This is a genomic window from Klebsiella sp. A-Nf5 (assembly GCF_002810545.1).
Taxonomy (GTDB): domain Bacteria; phylum Pseudomonadota; class Gammaproteobacteria; order Enterobacterales; family Enterobacteriaceae; genus Klebsiella; species Klebsiella variicola.
The window spans coordinates 54,984-76,465 of the sequence record NZ_PIOG01000167.1; the positions used below are offsets into that span (position 1 = coordinate 54,984).

24 protein-coding genes are annotated in these 21,482 nt (G+C 56.8%); 7 read left to right on the forward strand and 17 right to left on the reverse strand.

What is annotated here, in order from left to right; all coding sequences use genetic code 11:
* The first annotated feature begins 317 nt into the window (after positions 1 to 317).
* The 5 genes from CWM53_RS18495 to CWM53_RS18515 all read left to right on the forward strand — a co-directional run bounded on the left by CWM53_RS18495 (position 318) and on the right by CWM53_RS18515 (position 4,352).
* Positions 318 to 1,697: a nucleobase:cation symporter-2 family protein gene (locus CWM53_RS18495; RefSeq protein WP_074385883.1), complete on the forward strand. Its 1,380-nt coding sequence runs from the start codon at positions 318 to 320 to the stop codon at positions 1,695 to 1,697.
* Complete coding sequence (gene uraD / locus CWM53_RS18500) at positions 1,675 to 2,175, forward strand: 2-oxo-4-hydroxy-4-carboxy-5-ureidoimidazoline decarboxylase (protein WP_074385882.1); 501 nt, start codon at positions 1,675 to 1,677, stop codon at positions 2,173 to 2,175. The genes CWM53_RS18495 and uraD overlap by 23 nt, the downstream gene beginning before the upstream one ends.
* On the forward strand, positions 2,172 to 2,498 hold the full coding sequence (uraH, locus tag CWM53_RS18505; protein ID WP_100729694.1) for a hydroxyisourate hydrolase: 327 nt from the start codon (positions 2,172 to 2,174) through the stop codon (positions 2,496 to 2,498). Before uraD ends, uraH begins: the two co-directional genes overlap by 4 nt.
* A gap of 265 nt (positions 2,499 to 2,763) precedes the next feature.
* Positions 2,764 to 3,030, forward strand: coding sequence for a type II toxin-antitoxin system antitoxin HipB (hipB, locus tag CWM53_RS18510; RefSeq protein ID WP_008804920.1), 267 nt, complete (start codon positions 2,764 to 2,766; stop codon positions 3,028 to 3,030).
* The gene (locus tag CWM53_RS18515) at positions 3,030 to 4,352 is read left to right on the forward strand and encodes a type II toxin-antitoxin system HipA family toxin (RefSeq protein WP_074385880.1); all 1,323 of its coding nucleotides are present in this window, start codon (positions 3,030 to 3,032) and stop codon (positions 4,350 to 4,352) included. The genes hipB and CWM53_RS18515 overlap by 1 nt, the downstream gene beginning before the upstream one ends.
* 16 nt (positions 4,353 to 4,368) lie before the next feature.
* On the opposite strand, the gene CWM53_RS18520 is transcribed toward CWM53_RS18515, so the two are convergent.
* The 5 genes from CWM53_RS18520 to CWM53_RS18540 form a co-directional block, all read right to left on the reverse strand.
* Positions 4,369 to 5,661, reverse strand: coding sequence for a glycoside hydrolase family 10 protein (locus CWM53_RS18520; RefSeq protein ID WP_061154620.1), 1,293 nt, complete (start codon positions 5,659 to 5,661; stop codon positions 4,369 to 4,371).
* A 132-nt stretch (positions 5,662 to 5,793) separates the two neighbouring features.
* A complete protein-coding gene (locus CWM53_RS18525; RefSeq protein WP_100630394.1) occupies positions 5,794 to 6,798 on the reverse strand; it encodes a fimbrial protein in 1,005 nt (334 codons plus the stop codon).
* Positions 6,786 to 9,287, reverse strand: a complete 2,502-nt coding sequence (locus CWM53_RS18530; protein WP_074385877.1) for a fimbria/pilus outer membrane usher protein — start codon at positions 9,285 to 9,287, stop codon at positions 6,786 to 6,788. The genes CWM53_RS18525 and CWM53_RS18530 overlap by 13 nt, the downstream gene beginning before the upstream one ends.
* Positions 9,288 to 9,302: 15 nt before the next feature.
* Positions 9,303 to 9,998 (reverse strand): molecular chaperone, encoded by a 696-nt coding sequence (locus CWM53_RS18535; RefSeq protein WP_077268390.1) that lies wholly within the window; start codon positions 9,996 to 9,998, stop codon positions 9,303 to 9,305.
* Between the two features lie 76 nt (positions 9,999 to 10,074).
* Positions 10,075 to 10,638 carry a fimbrial protein gene (locus CWM53_RS18540; RefSeq protein WP_004143457.1) on the reverse strand — a complete coding sequence of 188 codons (564 nt, stop codon included), beginning with the start codon at positions 10,636 to 10,638 and terminating at the stop codon, positions 10,075 to 10,077.
* 434 nt (positions 10,639 to 11,072) lie between these two features.
* Here CWM53_RS18540 and CWM53_RS18545 point away from each other — a divergent pair, with 434 nt between their 5' ends.
* Positions 11,073 to 11,360, forward strand: coding sequence for a hypothetical protein (locus CWM53_RS18545; protein WP_100729693.1), 288 nt, complete (start codon positions 11,073 to 11,075; stop codon positions 11,358 to 11,360).
* A 151-nt stretch (positions 11,361 to 11,511) separates the two neighbouring features.
* Here CWM53_RS18545 and CWM53_RS18550 read toward each other — a convergent pair whose 3' ends face one another.
* The 7 genes from CWM53_RS18550 to CWM53_RS18580 all read right to left on the reverse strand — a co-directional run bounded on the left by CWM53_RS18550 (position 11,512) and on the right by CWM53_RS18580 (position 15,537).
* Positions 11,512 to 11,718 carry a helix-turn-helix domain-containing protein gene (locus CWM53_RS18550; protein ID WP_004205917.1) on the reverse strand — a complete coding sequence of 69 codons (207 nt, stop codon included), beginning with the start codon at positions 11,716 to 11,718 and terminating at the stop codon, positions 11,512 to 11,514.
* A gap of 2 nt (positions 11,719 to 11,720) precedes the next feature.
* A complete protein-coding gene (locus CWM53_RS18555) occupies positions 11,721 to 12,254 on the reverse strand; it encodes a DUF2975 domain-containing protein (RefSeq protein WP_004205916.1) in 534 nt (177 codons plus the stop codon).
* Between the two features lie 28 nt (positions 12,255 to 12,282).
* On the reverse strand, positions 12,283 to 12,627 hold the full coding sequence (locus tag CWM53_RS18560; protein WP_100729692.1) for a hypothetical protein: 345 nt from the start codon (positions 12,625 to 12,627) through the stop codon (positions 12,283 to 12,285).
* Entirely contained in the window at positions 12,614 to 13,729 is a 1,116-nt protein-coding gene (locus CWM53_RS18565; protein ID WP_074385873.1) for a serine hydrolase domain-containing protein, read from the reverse strand. The genes CWM53_RS18560 and CWM53_RS18565 overlap by 14 nt, the downstream gene beginning before the upstream one ends.
* 268 nt (positions 13,730 to 13,997) lie before the next feature.
* Positions 13,998 to 14,780, reverse strand: a complete 783-nt coding sequence (gene map / locus CWM53_RS18570; RefSeq protein ID WP_100630395.1) for a type I methionyl aminopeptidase — start codon at positions 14,778 to 14,780, stop codon at positions 13,998 to 14,000.
* On the reverse strand, positions 14,761 to 14,979 hold the full coding sequence (locus tag CWM53_RS18575; protein WP_002904808.1) for a ParD-like family protein: 219 nt from the start codon (positions 14,977 to 14,979) through the stop codon (positions 14,761 to 14,763). Before CWM53_RS18575 ends, map begins: the two co-directional genes overlap by 20 nt.
* Before the next feature lie 309 nt (positions 14,980 to 15,288).
* Positions 15,289 to 15,537 (reverse strand): hypothetical protein, encoded by a 249-nt coding sequence (locus tag CWM53_RS18580; RefSeq protein WP_100729691.1) that lies wholly within the window; start codon positions 15,535 to 15,537, stop codon positions 15,289 to 15,291.
* A gap of 295 nt (positions 15,538 to 15,832) precedes the next feature.
* On the opposite strand from CWM53_RS18580, the gene CWM53_RS18585 reads away from it, so the two are divergent.
* Positions 15,833 to 17,488, forward strand: coding sequence for a putative bifunctional diguanylate cyclase/phosphodiesterase (locus tag CWM53_RS18585; RefSeq protein ID WP_100729690.1), 1,656 nt, complete (start codon positions 15,833 to 15,835; stop codon positions 17,486 to 17,488).
* 33 nt (positions 17,489 to 17,521) lie between these two features.
* Here the strand turns inward: CWM53_RS18585 and CWM53_RS18590 are convergent, their stop codons facing one another.
* The 5 genes from CWM53_RS18590 to CWM53_RS18610 form a co-directional block, all read right to left on the reverse strand.
* Positions 17,522 to 18,448 carry an alpha/beta hydrolase gene (locus CWM53_RS18590; RefSeq protein WP_100675599.1) on the reverse strand — a complete coding sequence of 309 codons (927 nt, stop codon included), beginning with the start codon at positions 18,446 to 18,448 and terminating at the stop codon, positions 17,522 to 17,524.
* Between the two features lie 189 nt (positions 18,449 to 18,637).
* Complete coding sequence (locus CWM53_RS31210) at positions 18,638 to 18,778, reverse strand: hypothetical protein (RefSeq protein WP_165784128.1); 141 nt, start codon at positions 18,776 to 18,778, stop codon at positions 18,638 to 18,640.
* Between the two features lie 24 nt (positions 18,779 to 18,802).
* Positions 18,803 to 19,042 (reverse strand): hypothetical protein, encoded by a 240-nt coding sequence (locus CWM53_RS18595; protein WP_008804905.1) that lies wholly within the window; start codon positions 19,040 to 19,042, stop codon positions 18,803 to 18,805.
* Between the two features lie 428 nt (positions 19,043 to 19,470).
* Positions 19,471 to 19,914 (reverse strand): PTS sugar transporter subunit IIA, encoded by a 444-nt coding sequence (locus tag CWM53_RS18605; RefSeq protein WP_008804904.1) that lies wholly within the window; start codon positions 19,912 to 19,914, stop codon positions 19,471 to 19,473.
* Positions 19,904 to 21,349, reverse strand: a complete 1,446-nt coding sequence (locus CWM53_RS18610; RefSeq protein ID WP_074385870.1) for a sugar porter family MFS transporter — start codon at positions 21,347 to 21,349, stop codon at positions 19,904 to 19,906. The genes CWM53_RS18605 and CWM53_RS18610 overlap by 11 nt, the downstream gene beginning before the upstream one ends.
* Between the last annotated feature and the right edge of the window lie 133 nt (positions 21,350 to 21,482).

A 21,482-nucleotide genomic window follows, 5' to 3' on the forward strand; every position in this document is an offset into this window, starting at 1 on the left:
TGACTACAGCAATTTGCGTACCAGTTCGCCGGAGGGAGGAAAACCGCCTGCCAGAGGCACAGAGACAGGTCATGACGCACCGCATCGGTGCAATGTGACATATTGGTTGCCTTTTTATGAATCAAAAGTTTCTCAATGTCGCATTGAGAATCTATCGTTTCATCGCTCTGGTTCAGCATCGGTGGGGAGGTATAGGTAAATAGAGTAATTTAAGTTAATGATTTTGCAGAATTAATGAAATTTTCTGGTCGTTTTTGTCGTCTCTGGCCTGCTTTGTGCACTAGCCCATGCACTTCTCTTTGCTATGGGATTACACCATGTCTGACGAACATCACAGTGGCCTGCTTTACGGCCTTGAACAGCGGATCCCACCGCTTCCGGCCTTTTTCAGCGCTCTCCAGCATGTGCTGGCGGGCCTGGTGGGGATCATCACGCCGCCGCTGATCATCGGCGCTACCCTCGGGCTTGGCGACTGGCTGCCGTATCTCATCAGTATGTCGCTGCTGGCCTCGGGCATTGGCACCTTTCTGCAGTCCAGTCGGGTATGGGGCGTTGGCGCCGGGATGATCTGCATGCAGGGCACCAGCTTCGCCTTCCTCGGCGTGACGGTGGCCGGAGGGATGTGGGTAAAAGCGCAGGGCGGCGGGCCGCAGGATATGATGGCGATGCTGTTTGGCGTTAACTTTGTCGCCGCTCTGGTGCCGGTGATTGTCAGCCGCTTTATCGAACCGCTGAAGAAAATCTTTACTCCCATCATTACCGGCAGCGTGATTGCGCTGATCGGCATCAGCCTGATCAAGGTCAGCGTCATCAACTGGTGCGGTGGGGAAAAGGCCGAGGATTTCGCCAGCATGAGCAATATCGCGCTCGGAGCGGGCACCCTCGGGGTTATCGTCCTGCTGAGCTGCGCCAAAAACCGCTGGCTGCGGCTCTCCTCGGTGGTGGTGGGCATTGCCGTGGGCTGCGTCGCGGCAGGGCTGAGCGGTCAGTTCCATCTCCATAGCCTGGGCGACACTCTGTTTCGCCTGCCGACGCTGTTTCCGTTCGGCTTTCAGTTTAACAGCGCGATATTTCTGCCGGTCGCCCTGGTGTCGCTGGTCTGTATTCTGGAGGCGGTTGGCGATCTGACGGCCAACTCGCTGATTTCGCAACAGTCTATTGACGATCACGCTTTTCGTAACCGGCTGAAGGGCGGTATCCTGGCGGACGGCGTCAGCTGTATGGTGGCCGCCATGCTCTGTGCTTTTCCCAACACCACCTTCGCGCAGAACAACGGCGTGATCCAGATGACCGGGGTGGCCAGCCGCTATGTCGGACGCTACATTGGCGTGATTCTGATCCTGCTTGGACTGTTTCCCCCGGTAGGCGAACTGCTGCGGCAGATCCCGGCGCCGGTGCTGGGGGGCGCCACGATGGTGATGTTTGGCTGTGTAGTGGCGGCCGGGATCCGGATTATTACCCAGACCCCGCTGAGTCGTCGCGATGTGCTGATTGTGGGGCTGGCATTTGGTGCTGGCCTTGGCGTCGAGTCGGTGCCGGCGTTTCTCAGCCATTTTCCGCCGATGGTCGGCGATCTGTTCGGTTCGGCGGCCACCAGCGGTGGGCTGGTAGCGATAGCGCTGAACCTTATTCTGCCGCAGGAGCAGGCGGCGACGAAAACGATAAGGAGTCAGGATGATCGCGCTGAGTCAGTTTAACGGCCTGAGTATAGATGAGGCAGTGGGGCTGCTGGCCCCCTGCGTGGCGATCCCGGCCTGGGGCGAGACGCTGGTGAGCTTGCGACCTTTCGCCAGCCGCCAGGCGCTACTGCAGACCGCCCGTGAGGCGATGGATTACTGGGGAGAGGACGAGCTGAACGCGGCGCTCAGCGCCCATCCGCGAATCGGTGAAAAGCCGACCGGCAGCCAGGCGCACGCGGCGCTGTCGCGCCAGGAACAGTCGGCGGTGGACAGCGAGAATGAGCGGCTCGCGCAGGCCCTGCAGGAGGGCAATGCCCGCTACGAGGCCCGTTTTGGCCGGGTGTTTTTAATCCGCGCCAAAGGGCGCAGCGGCGAAGCGATTTTACAGGCGCTGACGCGCCGGCTGCAGCATACCGCCGACGAAGAAGTGGCTGAGGCGCTTGCCCAGCTGCGAGAGATTACGATGTTAAGACTGGAAGGAGTGATTGGCGAATGAGTACCCTGAGCACCCATATTCTGGATATTTCCACCGGCACGCCGGCGGAAGGCGTGACGGTCAGCCTGAGCCGGGAGGGCGAGACGCTGGTGACCCTGGTGACCAACGCCCAGGGACGTATCGCCACCTTTAGCGCCGCACCGCTGCCGGCGGGGAGCTATTGCTTAACGGCGGAAACCGGGGCGTGGTTTGCCCGCGCCGGGCGCGAGAGCGTCTTTACCCGGGCGCAGATTGATTTTGTCATCGGCGAGGCGGCAGATGACCATTTCCATCTGCCGTTTCTCATCGCCCCGGGCGGGTGGTCGACCTACCGCGGTAGCTAAATCCGGCTGCCTGTTGCCGGGCGGCGCTGCGCTTGCCCGGCCTGGATCGTTACGGAGCGGGCAGAGACAGCCCGTAGGCCCGGTAAGGCGTAGCCGCCACCGGGCATGTACAGGTGTCTCCGGCTATCATCCTTCCTGTTTTATCCCCACACAAGGATAATTATTCTCCTATCCCCACCAGGGGATAATCTTGACATTATCCCTTGCAGGGTATAAAACCAGACTTATCCCGATAGGGGGATAAATGATAGTGAGGAACAAGGCGATGAATTCCCCGCAGATATACAGTCCCGTGCAGCTGGCCAATTACCTGAAGCTGCTGCGCCAGCAGAACCACTGGACCCAGGATGCGCTGGCCAGGCGGATCGGTATTAAGCAGGCGACGCTGTCCAATTTTGAAAATCACCCCGACAAAACCACCTTAACCACGCTGTTTAAGATCCTCCAGTCGCTAGGGGTGGTGATGACGCTGAACGCCAAAGCCACAGAGACGGCGCCGGCTCCCGATAACAACACGGACCTTGACTGGTAATGGCGACGCTTACCACCTGGATGAACAATGTGCGCGTGGGAACCTTAACCCGCCAGGCTAACGGGGCGCACAGTTTTCGCTACGACGAAGAGTGGCTGCGCAGCCCGCGTGCCAGACCGCTCTCCCTCTCGCTGCCGCTGCAGTATGGCAATATCACCGCCGACGCGGTGTATCACTATTTTGATAATCTGCTGCCCGACAGCCCGCAGGTTCGCGATCGGATTGTCAGGCGCTATCAGGCGCGCTCAAAGCAGCCGTTCGATCTGCTGGCCGAAGTGGGAAGGGATAGCGTAGGGGCAGTGACCCTGCTACCGCCGGGGGAAGAGGCGCACCTCGAGGGGTTGCGCTGGCAGACGCTGGACGAGGCGCAGCTCACCGCTTTGCTGACCGCCTACCAGTCGGATATTCCTCTCGGGATGATTACCGGCCAGGATGATTTCCGTATCTCGGTGGCCGGCGCCCAGGAGAAAACGGCGCTGCTGCGGATGGGCGAGCACTGGTGTATTCCGCAGGGCACCACGCCGACCACGCATATTATTAAACTGCCCATTGGCGAGATAAAGCAGCCTAATGCGACGCTGGATCTGCGTGAAAGCGTGGATAACGAGTTTCTGTGCCTGGCGCTGGCCAGGGAACTGGGCCTGGCGGTGCCGGAGGCAGAGATTATCACCACGCCGCGGATCCGCGCGCTGGCGGTGACCCGCTTTGACCGGCGCTGGGCGCAGGAGGGACGGGTACTGCTGCGTCTGCCACAGGAGGATCTGTGCCAGGCCTTTGGCATACCGTCGTCGATGAAATATGAATCTGACGGCGGGCCGGGTATTGCGGCAATCATGGCCTTTCTGCTGGGCTCCAGTGAAGCCCTGAAAGACCGCGATGCTTTTATGAAATTCATGGTCTTTCAGTGGCTGGTTGGGGCAACGGACGGGCATGCGAAGAACTTCTCGCTCTTTTTGCTGCCCGGCGGCAGCTACCGGCTAACGCCGTTCTACGACATCATTTCGGCGTTTCCGGTGCTGGGCGGCACGGGACTGCATCTGCGCGATCTGAAGCTGTCGATGGGGCTCAATGCCACAAAAGGGCGGAAAACGGAGATTAACGCTATCTATCCGCGACATTTTCTGGCAACCGCCAAAACGGTGAACTTTCCCCGGGAGCAGATGCTGGCGATCCTTCATGAGTTTGCCGAGCGCGTGCCGCAGGCTATCGAAAGCGCTCGCCGGACGCTGCCGGCGGACTTTTCCGCCCACGTCTGGCGGGCCATTACGGAAAATATGCTGAAACTGCACGCCCGCCTGCAGCAAGGGCTGCAGGCGTTATAGCGAAGCCGGCTGGCGGTTAGCTCTGCGGCTGCCCCCAGCGGCTGCGCAGATAGTTGACCGCCTGTCGGGTTTGCGGCTGATTGAGGTTATTTTCGCGGAACAGGATCGTGCCCTGGATCTGCGGTAGAGTTTCATTGAGGTCGAGCTGCTTTTTCAGCTCCGGCACGCCGCCATCCACCGTCCAGTCAGGCTCATTTTTGGACGGCTCACCCACTTTGTACAGCGCCACGCCGATATACAGCCGGGTATGCGTCGGCTTAACCACCTCGGCCCACCAGTTGGCCAGCACATCATAGCGCGCGGCATCGCGGGCAAACGGCCAGTAGATCTGCGGCGCGATGTAGTCGAGCAGTCCCTGCTGCACCCAGCTGCGGGTATCGGCATAGGACTCATCATACGCGGCCGCGCCACGGGTATCCGACCCCGCCGGATCGTGCGAGCGGTTGCGCCACACCCCGGCCGGGCTCACGCCAAACTCGACGTTCGGATTGAGCTTTTTGATGGTAGTGGAAACCTGGGCTATGAGCTGCTGGGTGTTATGCCGGCGCCAGTCGCCCTTCGAGGCGTAACCCTGCCCGTAACGGCGGAAGGTTTCATTGTCGTTAAGCGGTGAAGAGGCGGTTTCGGTGTAGAAATAGTCGTCGAACTGCACGCCGTCAATCGGGTAGTTCTGCACCACTTCAGCGACGATGCTGGTGATCCAATCCCGTGCTTCGGGAATGCCTGGATCGAGGACAAAGCGATCGCTGGCGGTGCGGATCCAGTTACGGTGCAGGACGAACACGCTGGCCGGCACCTGCGTGAGGGTGTTATTCAGCTCGGCAATGGTCGACGGTTTGGTGTTGACCGAGACACGATAGGGGTTAAACCATGCGTGGACCTTCATACCGCGCTTGTGCGCTTCATCCAGCATAAACTGCAGCGGATCGTAGCCGGGGTATTCGCCGATTTTGCCGGTCAGCATATCGGACCACGGCAGAATATCTGACCGCCAGAGCGCCGTGCCGTCGGGTTTCACCTGGAAAAAGACGGTGTTGATACCCAGGCGCTGCAGGTTATCGAGTTTGGCGATCAGCGCCAGCTTCTGCTGCGTGATGCGGCTTTCCGGCGTGCTGGCGATAATCGACCCGACCGGCGGCCAGTCAAGGCGCGACACGGTGGTGAGCCACACGCCGCGTACCGGCTCCCGGTGCGTCTGGCTGGCTTTGACGGCGGTAGTGTTCGGCGCCGTGACAAGGGATTTAGGGGCCTTACTGGTGCAGCTGAACAGCATGCCCGCGGCAATGACGGCCGCACCGGCCAGCGCCACTTTGCTGGCTAAGGGGAATCGACGAGAATGGCTGATGATGAACTCCCGTGTACTCAGATCGTCGCGTGTAGCGGCTATTCTCTTACGATTCGTGGGTCAGAGCAATTCCTTCATCCGCCGGTTCGTCATCGCCTAGTCATAATGCAAGGTATAGGTCGCGACGGCCGATACCTGGCCGGCGGTGATCCGGGGACGTGTCTGGTAGTAGCGGGCAGTGAGCGGCAGGGTAAACCGTCCCGGGCTGGCGCTGCCCAGCGTCATCTCATGATTCAGGGCGACCGGCTGACGATGGTAAAGCAGTTGCACGCCGATACCCTGCGCCCGGTCGTCAGTGGCGTCATTGCGCAGAACGCCATGCCCCCGGGCGGTGAGGGGCTCTGCGCCGTCAACACGCAGGGAAACCGTAACCGCGCTGTTGCAATCCAGCTGCAGCGCGAAAGGGGTATCGCCGGTGGTTTTGCCGACGCCGCCGAAGTGGTCAAGCATCGCGGCGGGCAGCTTAATCAGCGCTGGCGTGGTGTCATTCACGGAACATCCCGCGGTGTTGACCCTGCCGCTTAAGTCTAACGCGGCCAGCGGGGTATGCTCTGCCATTAAAAAGTGCTCGCTGTGATACTCAAGCTCGCCCGGTGTCGCCGCGGGACCGGTTTTAATAAGCTCAATCGTCAGGCGGAAATAGCCCAGTTTCCACACCGCATCAGGCAATATGGCCGGATTGTTCACCCGTTGGCTAAACGGCGAGGGCGTCGGCCGGTCAGGAAAACCACCATAGCCGCCGATAGCGCGCAGCGATACGTGAACGCCAATACCGGCGAGATTGGTTTGATAAACCGTCGGTCGCGTCGCTCCCCCGGACAGCAAACTGTTCAGCTGTAGCGGCGACAGCCCACGCGGGTCGTCCGCACAGCGGATCCACTGTTCGCCGCCGTCGCTAAGGCGATTCCAGGCAAAACTTTTGTGATACAGCGGGGTGCCCGGTCTGGCGTCAGCCGGCACGGTGAGTTGCCCCACGTTCAGCCGAAGGGTGCTGGCCTGGCCGCGGACAAACACCGGCGTACAGGCCCATCCGCTGACGGCCGGTAACAGGGCGAGTAACAGCGTCAGAGCGGCCCGACGCAGGAGAGTTAAAAAGGACATGTTAACGTCTGCTGTAAAATGAGTGGATGGGGTGTCTGCGCCAGCGTCGGGGTGAGATCGTAGCGGGCAGTACAGTGCTGCTGAGGGCCTGGCCCCCATTGTGCATACAGGGTGCCTTTCGGCGCCAGGCCGGCGAGGTACACCTGCCCCTCGCTGGCAACGATGCTGCTGGTGTTCCTGGCGCGTACTTCGCTGCCAAAGGGCAGTGGTTGTCCCTGCGACTGCAGCGTAAACAGCGCTTTATAACCAACGTGGGTGTGAAAACGCGCCAGCACCACCGCGTCCTTGGTGGGCACCAGCGTCACGGTGCTGTTGGCCAGATCCACATTCTCCGGCAGCGAGTGGCTGTCGAGGGAGACGTCGTTGCGGTGATAGGCGGTGGCAAAGGGCAACACGGCGTACCCGTCACGATTGGTGGCAATGGTTTTCTGGTTGGCCAGGGTCACACCGCTGGCGCCACCGGCGTCAATCAGTACAACCGAACCATTCATTTCCGGCGTAAAGACCACCCCGTGGCGGTGAATCAGGATACCTCCGCTGGCGCCGTAGTTCAGGCGAGTGGCCTGCGAATCGCGGCTGTAGCCGAGATTCAGATCGCCCATTCCACTACTGTAGCCGGCCGTCAGGCTGCCGCTGTGCCCGTTCTGCTGATCGAGGGTTTGGCTGACGGCGTAGCTGAGCGCGTGATTATCCAGTAGGGTGCCGTTGAGACTGACCATCTGACTGTCGGCGCTGTGGCGGGAGGAGGTCAGCGTATAGCCGGCATAGCTGCCCGGCAGCAGGTGGCTCAGCGGCACTGAAAGTGACAATGTCACTACTTTATCGGAGTGCGGCTCGTCGTCATCCTCGTCACTGTCGCTGCTGTGAGAGTCGCTGTAGCTGAGCGACCACGCGATACCGTGAAACTGGCTGCTGATCCCCATATTGGCGGTACGCTGCGGGGCACCCCCTGACCAGTAGCTGTCCTGATCGAGACTCAGATAGAGGGTAATATCGTACGGCAGGCTCTGGCTGGCGGTGATTTGCAGAGTCGCTTTTTTGTTGTCGTTATCCTGCGAGTCGGCGTCGGGATCCTTGCTGGAATACGCCTCGCTCAGCGTGGCATAGCGCAGATGTGAATAACGCCAGCCGGTGAAGGTGAACTGCGTGCCAAGACGGTCAAAACCTTTGCTGTACTGGAGCTGCCAGGCCCGGCCATCGATCGGATCCTGCTGCTGCCCGTCACGGGCGTTTAACAGCTGCAGCGAGAGCGCCCCGACATCGCCCAGCCCTTGTCCCGCACCGACCGAGAGATTGTGGTATTGCCCCGTGCTTTGCAGCCCGCCAAACAGCGTCAGGTTGTGGGCAAATCCGCGCATCAGCGACAGCTGCATCATCAACGGCTGCTGGCTGGCATCGTCGCTATGATAGCGCCCGGCGACCAGGTTGTATTTCAGGTTGCCTTCGCGCTGCATGCTGGTCACCGAAGCATACGGCTGGGTGAACCGGCGGATTTCGCCATCCGACTCTTTGACGGCAACCTCAAGATTGCCGCTACTGGCGGTGGGATAAAGATCGTCAATCACAAACGCGCCGGGGGTAACATAGGTTTGATACAGCACGTAGCCATTTTGTCGAACCGTGACCTGGGCGTTAGTTCTGGCTATCCCGCGGATGGTCGGGGCAAAACCTTTCTGCGAGTCCGGGAGCATCGCATCACTGGAGGCGAGGGCAATTCCCTGAAACTGTACCGCGTCGAACACATCGCCCGACGTAAAGGTATCCCCGAGCGTCAGTTCACTCCGCCAGCGCGTCAGATCGCGCTCAAGCCAGGCGCCGCTGGTGGTCCAGTGGGGCTTGTCATCGCTGTTGGCGGTCAGGCTGTTGCTGGCGCGCAGGCGCCAGGCGCCAGCGTTCACGCCACTTTTCAACATCAGATAGTTATCGCGCTCGGTGCTGCCCTCGCGGGTACGCTGGCTGGCGCCTGAATAGCGGTAATTGCTCTGAAGGGCGCTGATACCTTCATCCCACAGCGCAGAAGGAACATTATCCCTCGCCTGGTGCGTCATCAGCGCCTGGGGAAGGGTCATTAACAGCCGTTGATGGGCAAAATCGAAATTGACCGTACTGCCCGGCAGTAGCGTGGTGAGTTCGGGGCATGAGCGGGGCGTTGCGCCGGGTGCCTGTGCCAGCACCGCCGGATTAACCCCCGCCTGCACCAGGTCTTCCCGTTGAAGGCAGGGCGTCAACTGTCCGCGATCGTTCTGGCGAAACGTGATGATCTTACGGGCGTCCAGCGTGACGCCATTGACCTGCCAGTTCACCGGATAGTCGCCAGGCGGCTGGCTCGTTTGCTGATTGAAGCGCTGAAGATCCACCGCCGGCAAATGATCGTTTTTTTCCAGCAGATCCATATTAAAGGTCGCCTGGGCGTGCAAGGGGGCGCTCTGTCCGGCAAGCAGGATGGAGAGGCTGACGACGGTAACGGTATGAACCGGGCCGTGGCGCATCGCGATTTCAGGCGGTTAGTGCGCCGGGACGGGGGCGCTAAACGTCTGCACAGCGCCAAAGTCATCCAGTATGCGCCAGCTCACCTCGTGGGCGCAGGCCTCGCCGGGCAGGGCATACTCTTCACGGCTGTGAGGGGCAATCACGCTGTGCTCAAGCGGTGTTTTCTGGTTCTGGCCCGCGCAGCTGAGCGTGGTGATAGTCACATAATAGGGAGAGGCGTTTTCCGCCTGCAGGTGGTTGCCACTGACGTGCCAGCGCAGGTGCTGCGCCGCGTCGAGCGCCGAGCCGGGGAGCCCTGCCGGGCGATAAATTAACTTAAGTTGATTCTTAATGGCAAATTGCAGAATGTTCTCGCCAGCCGGCGCGGTATTGGCGGGAATCACTTTGATGTTCAGGGTGAATAAACTCTCCCGGTCATGCGGCAGTTGCGGCGAGGTTAACAGCACGCGCAGATCGTTGCTGTCTCCGGCGTCCAGACGGAACAATGGCGGGGTGACGATAAAGGGTGATTTATTATTATCAGCCAGATCGTCAACCCAGCTCTGAATAAGCACCGGATCGTGAGGATTCGTGTTTTTGACGGTAATGTCGGCCTCATGACTTTGTTCATTATAAATAACACGTGTGCCGGCAATGGCAACCCCGGCGGCAGACGCCAGGAACGGGCAAAAGAGAAGGCTCAGGATAAAAGCCACTTTATAACACTGCATAATTGAGGATCCGGTCACGAGAAGTGAAAATAAGGGCAGGGGAACTGCCCTTGATAACGGCGGAAATCAGAACATTCTATTCATAAACAATATCAATATTGGCTGTGGCATTAATATTGCCGGCAGTCACATCCTGTGAGGAATCGCTTTTCAGATCGGCAATAAAGTTAAATGCAATATCACCGTTTTCGTCGGCTTGCGAAACCGCCGTTTTGCTCTGCTTGTCAAAGGTCAGCTGAGTGCCTTCCGTTGAGCCATCAGGAGAAGAGAAGACTTCAATGCCCACGCCTTTGGCGGTATCCGCGGCGTCGGAAAGCGCCAGCACGGCGGCGCTGGTGCCGTTAGCATTGGTGTCCGGGGTACCCTCCAGGCTGATACTGATGTTCTGTGCCAGCGGGCAGCCGGTCAGGTTGATGGTGAACGGCGTTTCTGCGGTTTTCGCTTCATGTGATTTCAGCGCCGACATATCGACGTTGCCAAAATCGACATTCACATCGCCACCATTGTTAGCGATCTGGCAGGACTCGTTAATAATTTTACCGGTGAAATTCAGTGTTCCCGCCGCGCGGGCGGTGGTCACAGTAGCCAGACTTAAGGCCAGCAGTGAACCCACAACCAGCAGGGTGCCTTTTTCTTTCATACTCAAACCCTATTAAATAATCACAAGTTAATTAAATCGTTTAACATTTTTAAAGCATGTTTTTTATTTCTGTTCACAAAAAAACGGTAAGCATCGCTAATGTATACTGCCGTCGGGGGCGGGATTATACGGAGAACATCGTAAAGGCCCATTGATAAGGTGTGTTAAGCTGTAACATTCTTTATTTTTTAGTGTAAGTATAATCTCATTTGATATTATAATTGAGTTCTATACACAGAGTGCATTATTCCAGGAATAAGTCTTGTTGCCAACGAGTTGCTGTTATTCCCGGCAGTTGACCGGGCAGTCCGGAATAATCATTTACGCTGCCGCTATTTTGCAGTAGCGTGGAGTGACGGCAGGAAGCCGCAGGTTGTATGGCACAGAAACCATTGTGTGCCGCTCAGTGTCACCCGCTATCAAGGAAGATTGCTATGTTTACGTCCCGTCTCGCTCTGTTATGTCTGTGTCTGGCGCCGTTGGCGTCGTCTGCTGCGCTCTCCGGCCAGGTACACTTTTCGGGTCATATCCTCAACCCAGCCTGTCTTATCGCCCCGCAGCAAGATCATCTCGATGTTTCATGCCAGCACCGTTCACCGGAACAGGTCTCCCTGGCTGGCCACCGACCTCGCTATACGATGCCGGATAACCGCGGTGAGGTCAGTCTCCACTGGCGAAATGCACAGCACAGTGAAGCGGATGTGATTATTCGCTATCGTTAAGGTAAGAAAAACGCGGTGAAGGGTAAGCGGATGCAGGACGAAAACAGTAGGACGGTTTAGGCGCGCTCAGCAGTGAACCACTGGGGCGACGCGCGCGTAGAGAATGATTCATGAAAACAATTCTTACCGTCGCCCGGCAGCGACAATGGCGTCAGTCGGGTTCCCAGGCGAGGATATCACCGGGCTGACATTCCAGCGCCTCGCAGATGCGGGACAGGGTATCAAAGCGGATGCCTTTGACTTTTCCCGACTTGAGCAGCGACAGGTTCTGTTCGGTAATGCCTACAAAGGCCGCCAGCGCCCTGGACGTCATCTTTTTTTCCACCAGCAGTTTGTCCAGATTCACCACCACAGCCATCGTTAAATAAACTCCTTATTCTCTTCTTCCGCACGGATCCCGTGGAGCATGGCGTGAAATGTCACAAACAGCAAGCTTCCCGTCAGAAGCAGCACGCCGTCGCTGAGCAGAAACACCACCTGATAATAAGGTTGTGGCCACCAGGCGAGCAGCGGGATCAGGAAGCGGCACACCGGCAACAGGATCCCCATGCCCACCATGGCCAGAGCGATGTAACGAACGCTGTGCGCCAGGGAGAGGCTGAGCACGCTGCGCTGGCGGACGCTACGGGTTACCTTCATGCCCTGCCAGATAGCGAACGCGAACAGCCCGGCCGGAAGATACAGCAGGGCCAGCAGTAGCAAACGTCTCGCCATCCCCGGCGCCTGGGCCGGGTTGTCGGTTAACGGCACTTCAGCAAAGTGCAACAGGGTGGAAAGAAAATAACGTTCGCCGGTAAAGAAGATCCACAGCGGCACGATCAGGGCGAGCATAAAAAAGAGGGGCAGTATGCCGCTAATAATAGCCAGACTCAGCCGGGTTCTGGATTGCTTCACAATTTACCTTCCTGATTGATGAGAATAATTAAAGCACCAGCCGCGTCAAGCATGACATAAGGGCCACGGCGAAGACAACGCTCATCACCCGGACGCCGCGACGACGGCTGGCAAACCACGGACGGGTCCAGACGCGGTAGAGGCTGAGGGTGATGAACGACGCCTGGATGGTCCAGGTCAGCATCCGAAACAGGTAGCCCATTTTGCCGAGATTCTGCAGGGTCTGGAAAACCTCGGCGAGATAAATAACTCCGGTCGCCAGCAAAACATAATTGAGCAGGCGTATTTTTCGCTGCGCCAGCCAGTCGCCGGAAATAAACAGGATCACCGACAACAGCGTTAACAGCGCCCAGAGGATGTCAATTCCGTTCATTACGCGCCTCCTGTTCATCAGGGGTGGCAGCCAGTAAGAGCTTGATGGCAGGCCCGATCACCGGCCAGGCGGTATCGGAGAGGATCACTACCGCGGTCTGTCGCTGTCGGTCGAAGGCCATCATTGCCGCAAAGCCGCCACTCTGCCCGTCATGCCAGACGATCTCCCGTCCGCGGACGCGGGTAGTGAACCAGGCATAACCCACCCGGGAATCGGGATCATCGGTGGCGAACAGGGGGGGCATGCCTTCACTGCCCGCCAGGTTTCCTGCCAGCAGCGCATGGGCATATTTCGCCATATCGACAATCGTGGCGCGTACGCCGCCGGCGGGGGCGAAGGCGTCCATCACCCATGGCTGCTGAGGGAAACCAGAGGCTGACCAGCCCACGGTAAACGTCGGCGAGGCTGGGGTATTGTGCCGGGCCACTTCCGCGCCCTGCATTCCGGCGGGGGCAAAGACCCGTTGCGCCATCAGTGTGGCAAAATCGCGATGGGACGCTCGCTCCAGCGCCAGTCCGAGCAGGGCAAACCCGGCGTTGGAATAATCAAACCATTTCGTCGGCTGCAGGGTGGCCTGGTTCATCATCGCGATCAGCGCGGGTCGATCGTAGCGCCAGGGATTCTGCCGCCGGGCAATATCGCTCAGAATAGCCAGCCGCTGCCCAACCGACGCGGTGAGCGGTGGCAGTCCTGAACGGTGAGAAACCAGTTGCTCCAGGGTAACATCCCGCACCGGGCTGACAATCTCCGGGACCAGCGCCGACACCGGCGTCTGCGCGGTGACTTCGTCGCGGCGAATAGCCTCCAGCAGCAGGCTGGCGGTCATGGTTTTGCTCAGGCTGGCGATCTCATACTGCGTCGTATACTCGCTCCCCCACAGACCGTAGCGCACCCCCTGAGGCGTAATCAGCGCTGCGGCGACCTGTCCGCGGGCGCCATTGAGCAGGGGCGTTAATATCGAGACCAGCTGTTTATCCCCCGTCGTCCGGGAGCTGGGGGGATGAAAGCCGGGCTGCAGGGCGATTCCTGCCGCCACGATGACGGTAAAAACCAGCACGGCGGCAATGATCTGTCTGTCCCGGCGATAGCGGTTCCAGCGCATGTTTTCTCCTTAACGCGGTACGACATCCAGGTGAGCGAATATTGCTTCTCCCTGGTGTTAAAGTGAGCGCAGGTTAGCCTGGTGTTTATCGTTTTACAATAAGTTTTTATCGTTTTATGATTAACTTTGTGAGGGGTAAAGCAGACACTCCCGGCGCGGTGTGGAGAACGCGGGGGGCAATAGAGGCCAGGGGATAAAGTGCGCTGGCGAAGGGCGGTACTCGCCAGCGAGAAATGTCGGCTATGCCGGTATACCGGGAGACGAAAACTCAGCGGATCCGCGACTGCTCGTCGTCGCGTAGCGTCAGCACCTCAAAACCGTCGGCGGTGACGGCCACGGTGTGCTCCCATTGCGCGGAGAGTTTTTTATCGCGGGTGACGACCGTCCAGCCATCTTTTTTGGTTTTGATGCGGCTGTCGCCCTGGTTCACCATCGGCTCAATGGTGAACACCATTCCTTCGCGCAACACGGCGCCTTCCCCGGGGCGGCCGTAATGCAGCACCTGCGGTTCCTCATGCATTTCCTGGCCGACGCCGTGACCGCAATATTCTCTGACCACGCTGTAGCCATGGTCCTCGACCCAGCGCTGAATAGCGTGGCCAATATCGCCCAGCGTCGCGCCAGGTTTTACCACCTCAATGCCTTTCCACATCGCTTCATAGGTGGTTTTTACCAGCCGGCGGGCCAGCGGAGAGACGTCGCCTATCAGGTACATCTTGCTGGAGTCGGCAATCATGCCCGCTTTCTCCAGGGTGATATCGACGTTAACAATCATCCCGGCGCGCAGATGTTCGGTCGCTTTGGGGATCCCGTGGCACACCACATCGTTAATGGAGGTGTTCAACACATAGGGAAAATCGTATTGCCCCTTGCTGGCCGGGCGGGCATGCAGCTGGTTGACGATAAAATCTTCCACTCGATCGTTAATCGCCATCGTCGTTACGCCGGGAACGATAAAGGTATCCAGCATATCAAACACCGACGCCAGCAGCTGGCCGGCATGGCGCTGACGTGCGAGTTCATCGGCGGTTTTAATGATTATTGATGGCATTGATTACCTCCAGCAGACGGTCAGAGCCGGATTTCAGCATCAGCAGTTTGATCTGCTGGTGGTTAAGCTCGGGGTAGAGCTCGCTCATCATGCCCAGACGGATCCAGTATTCCGCCTGGGCATTGACGGAGCGGGACATAGCTTTGCTGGCATCACGAATATCATCGTGCAATAGATCGGAGATTTTGACGATTCCCATAGAGACAGTCCATATATGATTCGTATATGTATCGTATACAGACCGGCACGGGATGTCATGGGCATTTTGTGTCGTGACCGGGTGGGAGGCGAGAGGCCCACGCAAAAAAGCCCGACCAGCGGGCTTATTTTCAGCATTTTTTCGGGTTAATCATTCGCGCCATTCACCATGGCGAAAATACCCATTAGATTATCGGTATGCAGAATGAAAATAACATGACGACGGCGAAGCGCGGCGCATCATTATATTTTATGCAGGTGTTAATTTTGCGTATGAATATTCTCCCGTCAGGCCGGGAATCCGGGGGAGTTACAGCGCTTCAGTGAGTTTATCTACCACCACTTTACCCGCATTATCGAACTGCGTAATGCGAAAGCTGTCGCTCCAGGAGCGGCGGGTGGTGAAACGGTCGAACAGGGATACCCGACCTTTACGCTGACCATCTTTACTCAAAATAACCCATTCAGTCACCGCAGAATAATGCTGGCTATTGTCATGACGGCTCTGTTGTTCAACAAGCTGATCTTCTTTTTCCACTTTTAAATAATCACGCAACATATTTAACCTCCATAGAAAGTATTATTAACATTACTCCTTTTATTTATTCTTTCAATCAAACTTTTTAATCAATAAAAGTAACTATTAGTGGGCGACCTAAGTGCAAAAATCGTCAGATTGTCATCACCCGGCGCAGTGGATTCCACTACGCTTAACAGAGCTGTCCGCCGCGCTATCTGCGGTTGCCAGGGCCAGAAAGGCGGCAACAAAACGCTTCACCTTGTATTCATCATGGGCGTTGTTCTGCTATATCTAGTGGGTTTTGCCACGACCGAGCCACAGAGAGCGCTGTACCATGAGTAATGAACACCTGACGGATATTGCCTATCGTCACTTTATTGAAAGTGTTAAAGATTATGCCATATACATGCTGAGCACTGACGGTACGGTCATCAGCTGGAATGAGGGCGCTCGCCGGGCAAAAGGGTACCTGAGCGACGAGATCATCGGTTGCTACTTCGGTCTCTTCTATAGCGAAGCTGAGCAACTCTCCGGTGTACCCGCGAAAAACCTGGAAATCGCCCTGCGTAGCGGGCAGTTCGAAGGGGAAGGCTGGCGTTACCGCAAAGACGGCTCCCGATTCTGGGCGCACGTCATGATCGACACCATCCGCGATGAGCAGAACACCCTGCTGGGTTTTGCCAAAATCACTCGTGACATCAGTGAACAAAAAGCGATTAACGACCGCATCGCATGGATGGCGCGCTACGATGCGCTGACTGGTTTACCTAACCGGATGGAGTTCTTTGAGCGGGTGGAAAAGCTGATCACCGGTAATGATGCCCGCCGCTTTGCCATTTTCACCATCGATTTAGACAAGTTTAAAGAGATTAACGATCTTGAAGGACACCTTATTGGCGACCAGCTGCTGCAGCGTGTGGCAGGCGCAGTGCTGAAAACGCTGCAGAAGGAGGAGATGGTCGCGCGCTTTGGCGGCGATGAGTTTGTAGCCGTTAAACCTTTTGCCGATGAGAGTGAGGTAGATGCCTTTGCTGCGCGCCTCTGGCACTGCTTCAGCGGTAAGCAGACGTTTGCCGCAACGGAAGTGGTTCTCTCCGCCAGCATTGGCATCTCGGTCTACCCTGAGGACGGCACGGATATTAATACGGTACTGAGCAATTCCGACCTGGCCATGTACCGGGCGAAAAGCAGCCTCGACACCAAAATTTGCTGGTACGAGCGCGAGATGGATGACAAGACGCGGCAGCGCAATATGATGGCCGCCGACATCCGACGCGGTATTCATGCAGGAGAATTTTCGCTTCACTATCAGGCGATCCGCAATATTAAAGATCGCCGGATCACGGGTTACGAAGCGCTGTTGCGCTGGCAGCATCCCCTGCAGGGGTCGATCCCGCCTGACGTGTTTATTCCCATCGCTGAAGAGAGCGGCGCCATCGTGCCCTTAGGCTACTGGGTGCTGGAGCAGGTATGCAGCGAATCGCTGGAAAATCGGCTGAATAAAAAAATTTCGGTCAATATCTCGCCGGTGCAACTGCGCCACCGCAGTTTTATTGAAAAAGTCCGCGAGATCCTGATGCGTACCGCCTATCCGGTCAGCCTCCTTGAGTTTGAAGTGACGGAGACGGCGTTCATCATCAATAAGCAGCTGGCCTTTAGCGTTCTGCATCATCTGCAAAAAATGGGGATCAGTATCGCACTCGATGACTTCGGTACCGGCTACTCCTCCCTGAGCATGCTGCGCGATTTCCATTTCGACGTGATTAAACTCGACCGCAGTTTTATGCTTGATGTGGAGAGTAATCCCCAGGTCCGCTCATTCGTGCGGGCCATCATTTCGCTGGGAAATTCAATTAATACGCCGCTTATCGCCGAGGGTGTGGAAACCGCCGGGCAACTGCAGATCCTCGAAGAGGAGGGGTGTGACGAGATGCAAGGCTTTCTGTTCGGCGAGCCGGTGGGTATTAAACACCTGCCTCCGTCGTCCTGATACGCCCACCGGCTGCGGGTGGGCGCAGCGTCATTACTGATGCGCCAGCGGAGCCTGCCCGGAAAGATGCAGCAGAGCCGACTGCAGCGAGACGTCAAACATCTGACCATGCGTCATACCAGGGTAGCGCCAGAAAGCCACCGTCAGGCCTTTGTCGGCCAGCTGCTGCTGAGTGTGCCGCAACAGACTCAGGGAGGCCACGTGGCCGGTGGGTTCCCGGGCAGCTTTGCCATCACCTTCCAGCAGATACAGCGATTTCCCGGAGAAGGCGGTGGCGCTTAAGGCTTCGCTGCCCTTCAGAGGAGATTCCTGCGCCTGGCCCAGTGACGGGCTGGCCGAATAATAGAGATGAAACAGCGAGGTCTTCCGCCACGCGTCGAGCACAAACAGCCCGCCGTAGGAGTGGCCCCAGATCGCGCGCTGGTGGGGATCTATTTTCAGGTGAGCTTCCGTTTGCGGCACCATTGTTTCGGTCAGCAACTGACGAAACAGGTCATTACCTCCGGTTTTTCGCGGCGGCAGCGCGGGTTTCCCGACTTGCGGTTTGAAGGCCTTTAGCGGAGGAGTGTAATCCCAGGCCCGGGCGGCGGTATCGAAGGGCAGCGTTGTCTGGTAACCGATAGCGACGATCACCGGCGGGGAGCCAGCGGAGAGCTGCTGCAAAAGGGCGTCGTTAAGCTTATCCATCACCGCGTTACCATCCAGCATATACAGCACAGGATAGCCGGCGGCGGGCGGGGCTTTGTCCGGCACGGCAGTCCACACCCGGTAGTGGCGTTCGCCATCGGCGGAGTCATACTGACGTTGCGTAAAATGATAGTACGCTGACCCTTTATCCGCGATGTTTGGCCCCAGCGGCTGAAGGTCCGGCCGGGCGGCGCTACTGCTACTGTAGAAGAGCATGCCAACCGCCAGCGTCAGCAGCCCGCGTGCCCGGATGCTCCCTGAATTCCGCTTCACCTTGTCTAACCCCCTGTATTCTTTGATCTGTCATTGTTGTTGGGCAGACACGGTAACACAGCTTGTTTGATAATGGTTCTCATTTCTTTTAAGCGCTTTGGGACAGCGTGGAATGCCGGGCGGGGCTGGTGGCGGCAGACGTCAAAACGGAGAATATATGGCCGCCTGTCGGCGGCCATCAGAGCACGGTCAGGGATCGCCGTTGATGCTACGCAACAGCCTTTTTACCAGTGGGATGAGCGCAATAAGCACCAGCGCAATAACCACGATCAGTAACAGCGTCAGCCCTTTATGATGACTGATAAGCACCAACAGCATCGCCAGCGTCATGAGATGATCCTTGCATTAACAGCGTTAACCACCGCCGAGGTGAATGAAATTTAACAGAATGGTGATGACCACCCAGGCCAGCAGCAGAAAGCGTCGTTTATCGCGTCGAGCTTCCAGCGCAGCGAAATAATTAGCGCTGTACCAGGTTGATATAATAATAGCCAGCGTGATGATGACCTGCCAGACCACTTCGCTAAAGCCCGTCACGATGCTTATCGCGCGAAAGCAGAGCACAATCGCGATACCGTTAAGCGCGTTACACATCAACCATCCCCACAGGCTTGAGGGACGGCTAAAGAAATATCCAAGTCGTAAAACCAATGTCGTATACACCTTGCCAAAATAATCGCGCTGTAAAATGCAGTTTAACGCCCGACGAGGTATTGATATAAATCAATATTAATGGGATAGCGCACTAATCACTGGTATGCAGCGATCGCGGGATGGCAATAGAAAGGAGAGAGAATAAGCGAATAAAAACACAAAACTAGCTGTTTTTATTGTATTTTTTAATTTCCTGATGCGGTGAAATATCCTCATCAATCAATTTAAGAAAATGGCATTAATTTCCATTGTTATTATTTTATCTGGCTCTATCACCAGCTAAATTAAAAGCTATTCACTATTAACCGCTGGCCGTTTGCGGAAGTGGTCTGAAACAGCCGGAGCCTCAGCTCCGGCTGGCGTCATACCTAATGAGGCAAGGCGTTATGTTGCAGAATTTTCAGGAAGTCATTTTTGTCTGAAATTAATGACAGCGCGTTAGCGATCAACTCATCGCTAAATATAGAGGCAATTTCTTTGAGCACATCAATATGCTCTTTTTCTTTCGCGATGACGCCGATGGCAATAAACATGACGTTGCTGCGATCCCAGATTACGCCATCAGGAAACTGAAAGATCTCAATGCCGGTTTTGAGAATGATATCCGTCGCGGATTTCGGCAGATGCGGCAGGGTGATGCCATTCCCCAAAAAAGTGGAAACCTGATGTTCACGCTCCAGCAGAAAATGAACGCACTCCTGATTCACATACCCTTTGGCTTTACACTCCGCGCCAATCATGGCGATCACTTCCGCTTTATTACTGGCCTTGCAGCCGATGTGCAGATTATCCAGCGTGATGTTATCGATCATAGCCAACCTCCCTGGTGAGACGCGTAGATTTTTTACTCTCATGATTCGCTGACAGCTCTTCTTCTAACTGCTCGAGCGATTTATTGGAGGTCTCTGGTAGGGCGAAGACCACGAACAGAATCGCTAAGTAGTTGATGGCTGCGAAGATGAAGAAGACCGGCCCAAGGCCCAGTTTCGCCTGCAGCAGCGGGAACAGATAGCTGACCACCGCGTTCATGATCCACATGAAAAATACCGAGATCCCCATCGACAGCCCGCGGAATTTCAGCGGGAACAGCTCGGCTAATACCACCCAGGTAATAAAGCCCATGGAACCCTGCATCACGCCGACGAACAGCGCGCCCAGCAGCCAGATGGCGGTGGCTTTCAGATCGCCCACCAGGGTGTAATCGACAGCGGCGATAATCAGGTGCAGCGTGGCCATAATGGCGAAGCCGTAGATAATGATCGTCTTACGCTTGAAACGATCGACAAGGAACAGCACGCCAATCAGCATACCGCCGACGGAGAAGACACCGTTCAGCACGTTACAGATCAGCGAGGTACGCTCTGAGAAGCCGGCGGCACTCAGAATTTCCGTGCCGTAGTACATAATGACGTTGACGCCGGTGGTTTGCTGCAGTGCAGCCCAGGTAATACCGACCAGCAAAATTTTGAGGATCCATGGCGTTTTGAGGATAGTCGTGAAGGTGCCCTGGGCGCTGTACTTATTGCCGGCTTCAATTTTGATCAGGGTGGAGATGTCGTCATACTCCTTCTGCGCGCGTTCCGCCGGGCGGATCTGTTTGAGAATATGTAGCGCTTCCTCGTGGCGGTTTTTGCTGATCAACCAGCGCGGGCTTTCCGGCGCGCGCCACATGCCAACAAACAGGCAGACAGCGGGAATGGCCTGTACCAGCAGCATATAGCGCCAGACGTCCGGCAGGTGGCCCCAGATAATGCCGATTATTGCGTTAATGGCAAACGCCGCCAGCTGGCCAATGACGATGGCGACTTCATTCAGGCCGGTCAGTTTGCCGCGCATCTCGGTAGGCGCCACTTCAGAGATAAAGGTGGGGGCGGTGACCGACGCGCCGCCGACGGCGTAGCCCAGCAGGGCACGAGCAATCAGCAGGGTGGTGATATCGGGGGCCGCGGCGGATAGCAGGGCGCCGATAAGAAAAATAAAGGAGAGGAAGAGTAAATATTTGCGCCGGCCGAAGAAATCGGCAAACTTGCCGCCAAACACGCTGCCCAGCGCGGCGCCGATCAGCAGGACGCTCATCACCAGCCCTTCGGTGGTTGGGGTCAGCGCCATATACTGCTTCAGTGAGGAAAAGGCGCCGTTAATTACGCCGGTGTCGTATCCGAAAAGCAGGCCGCCGAAGGTGGCCACTAAGGTAATCTGATGAAGTCGTTTTCTCTGTTGCTGGTTCAGGTTTGTTATAAATGACATGGTAGTCCCTTTATTTTATTGAACGACACAAGATAAAAATACATCTCCCCAGTCAGGATTTATTACGCCTGTGTTGTCGTATCTAACTGAACTAAATGATTTTTCTTCTTTGTGTTATTGCTCAGCACATGGC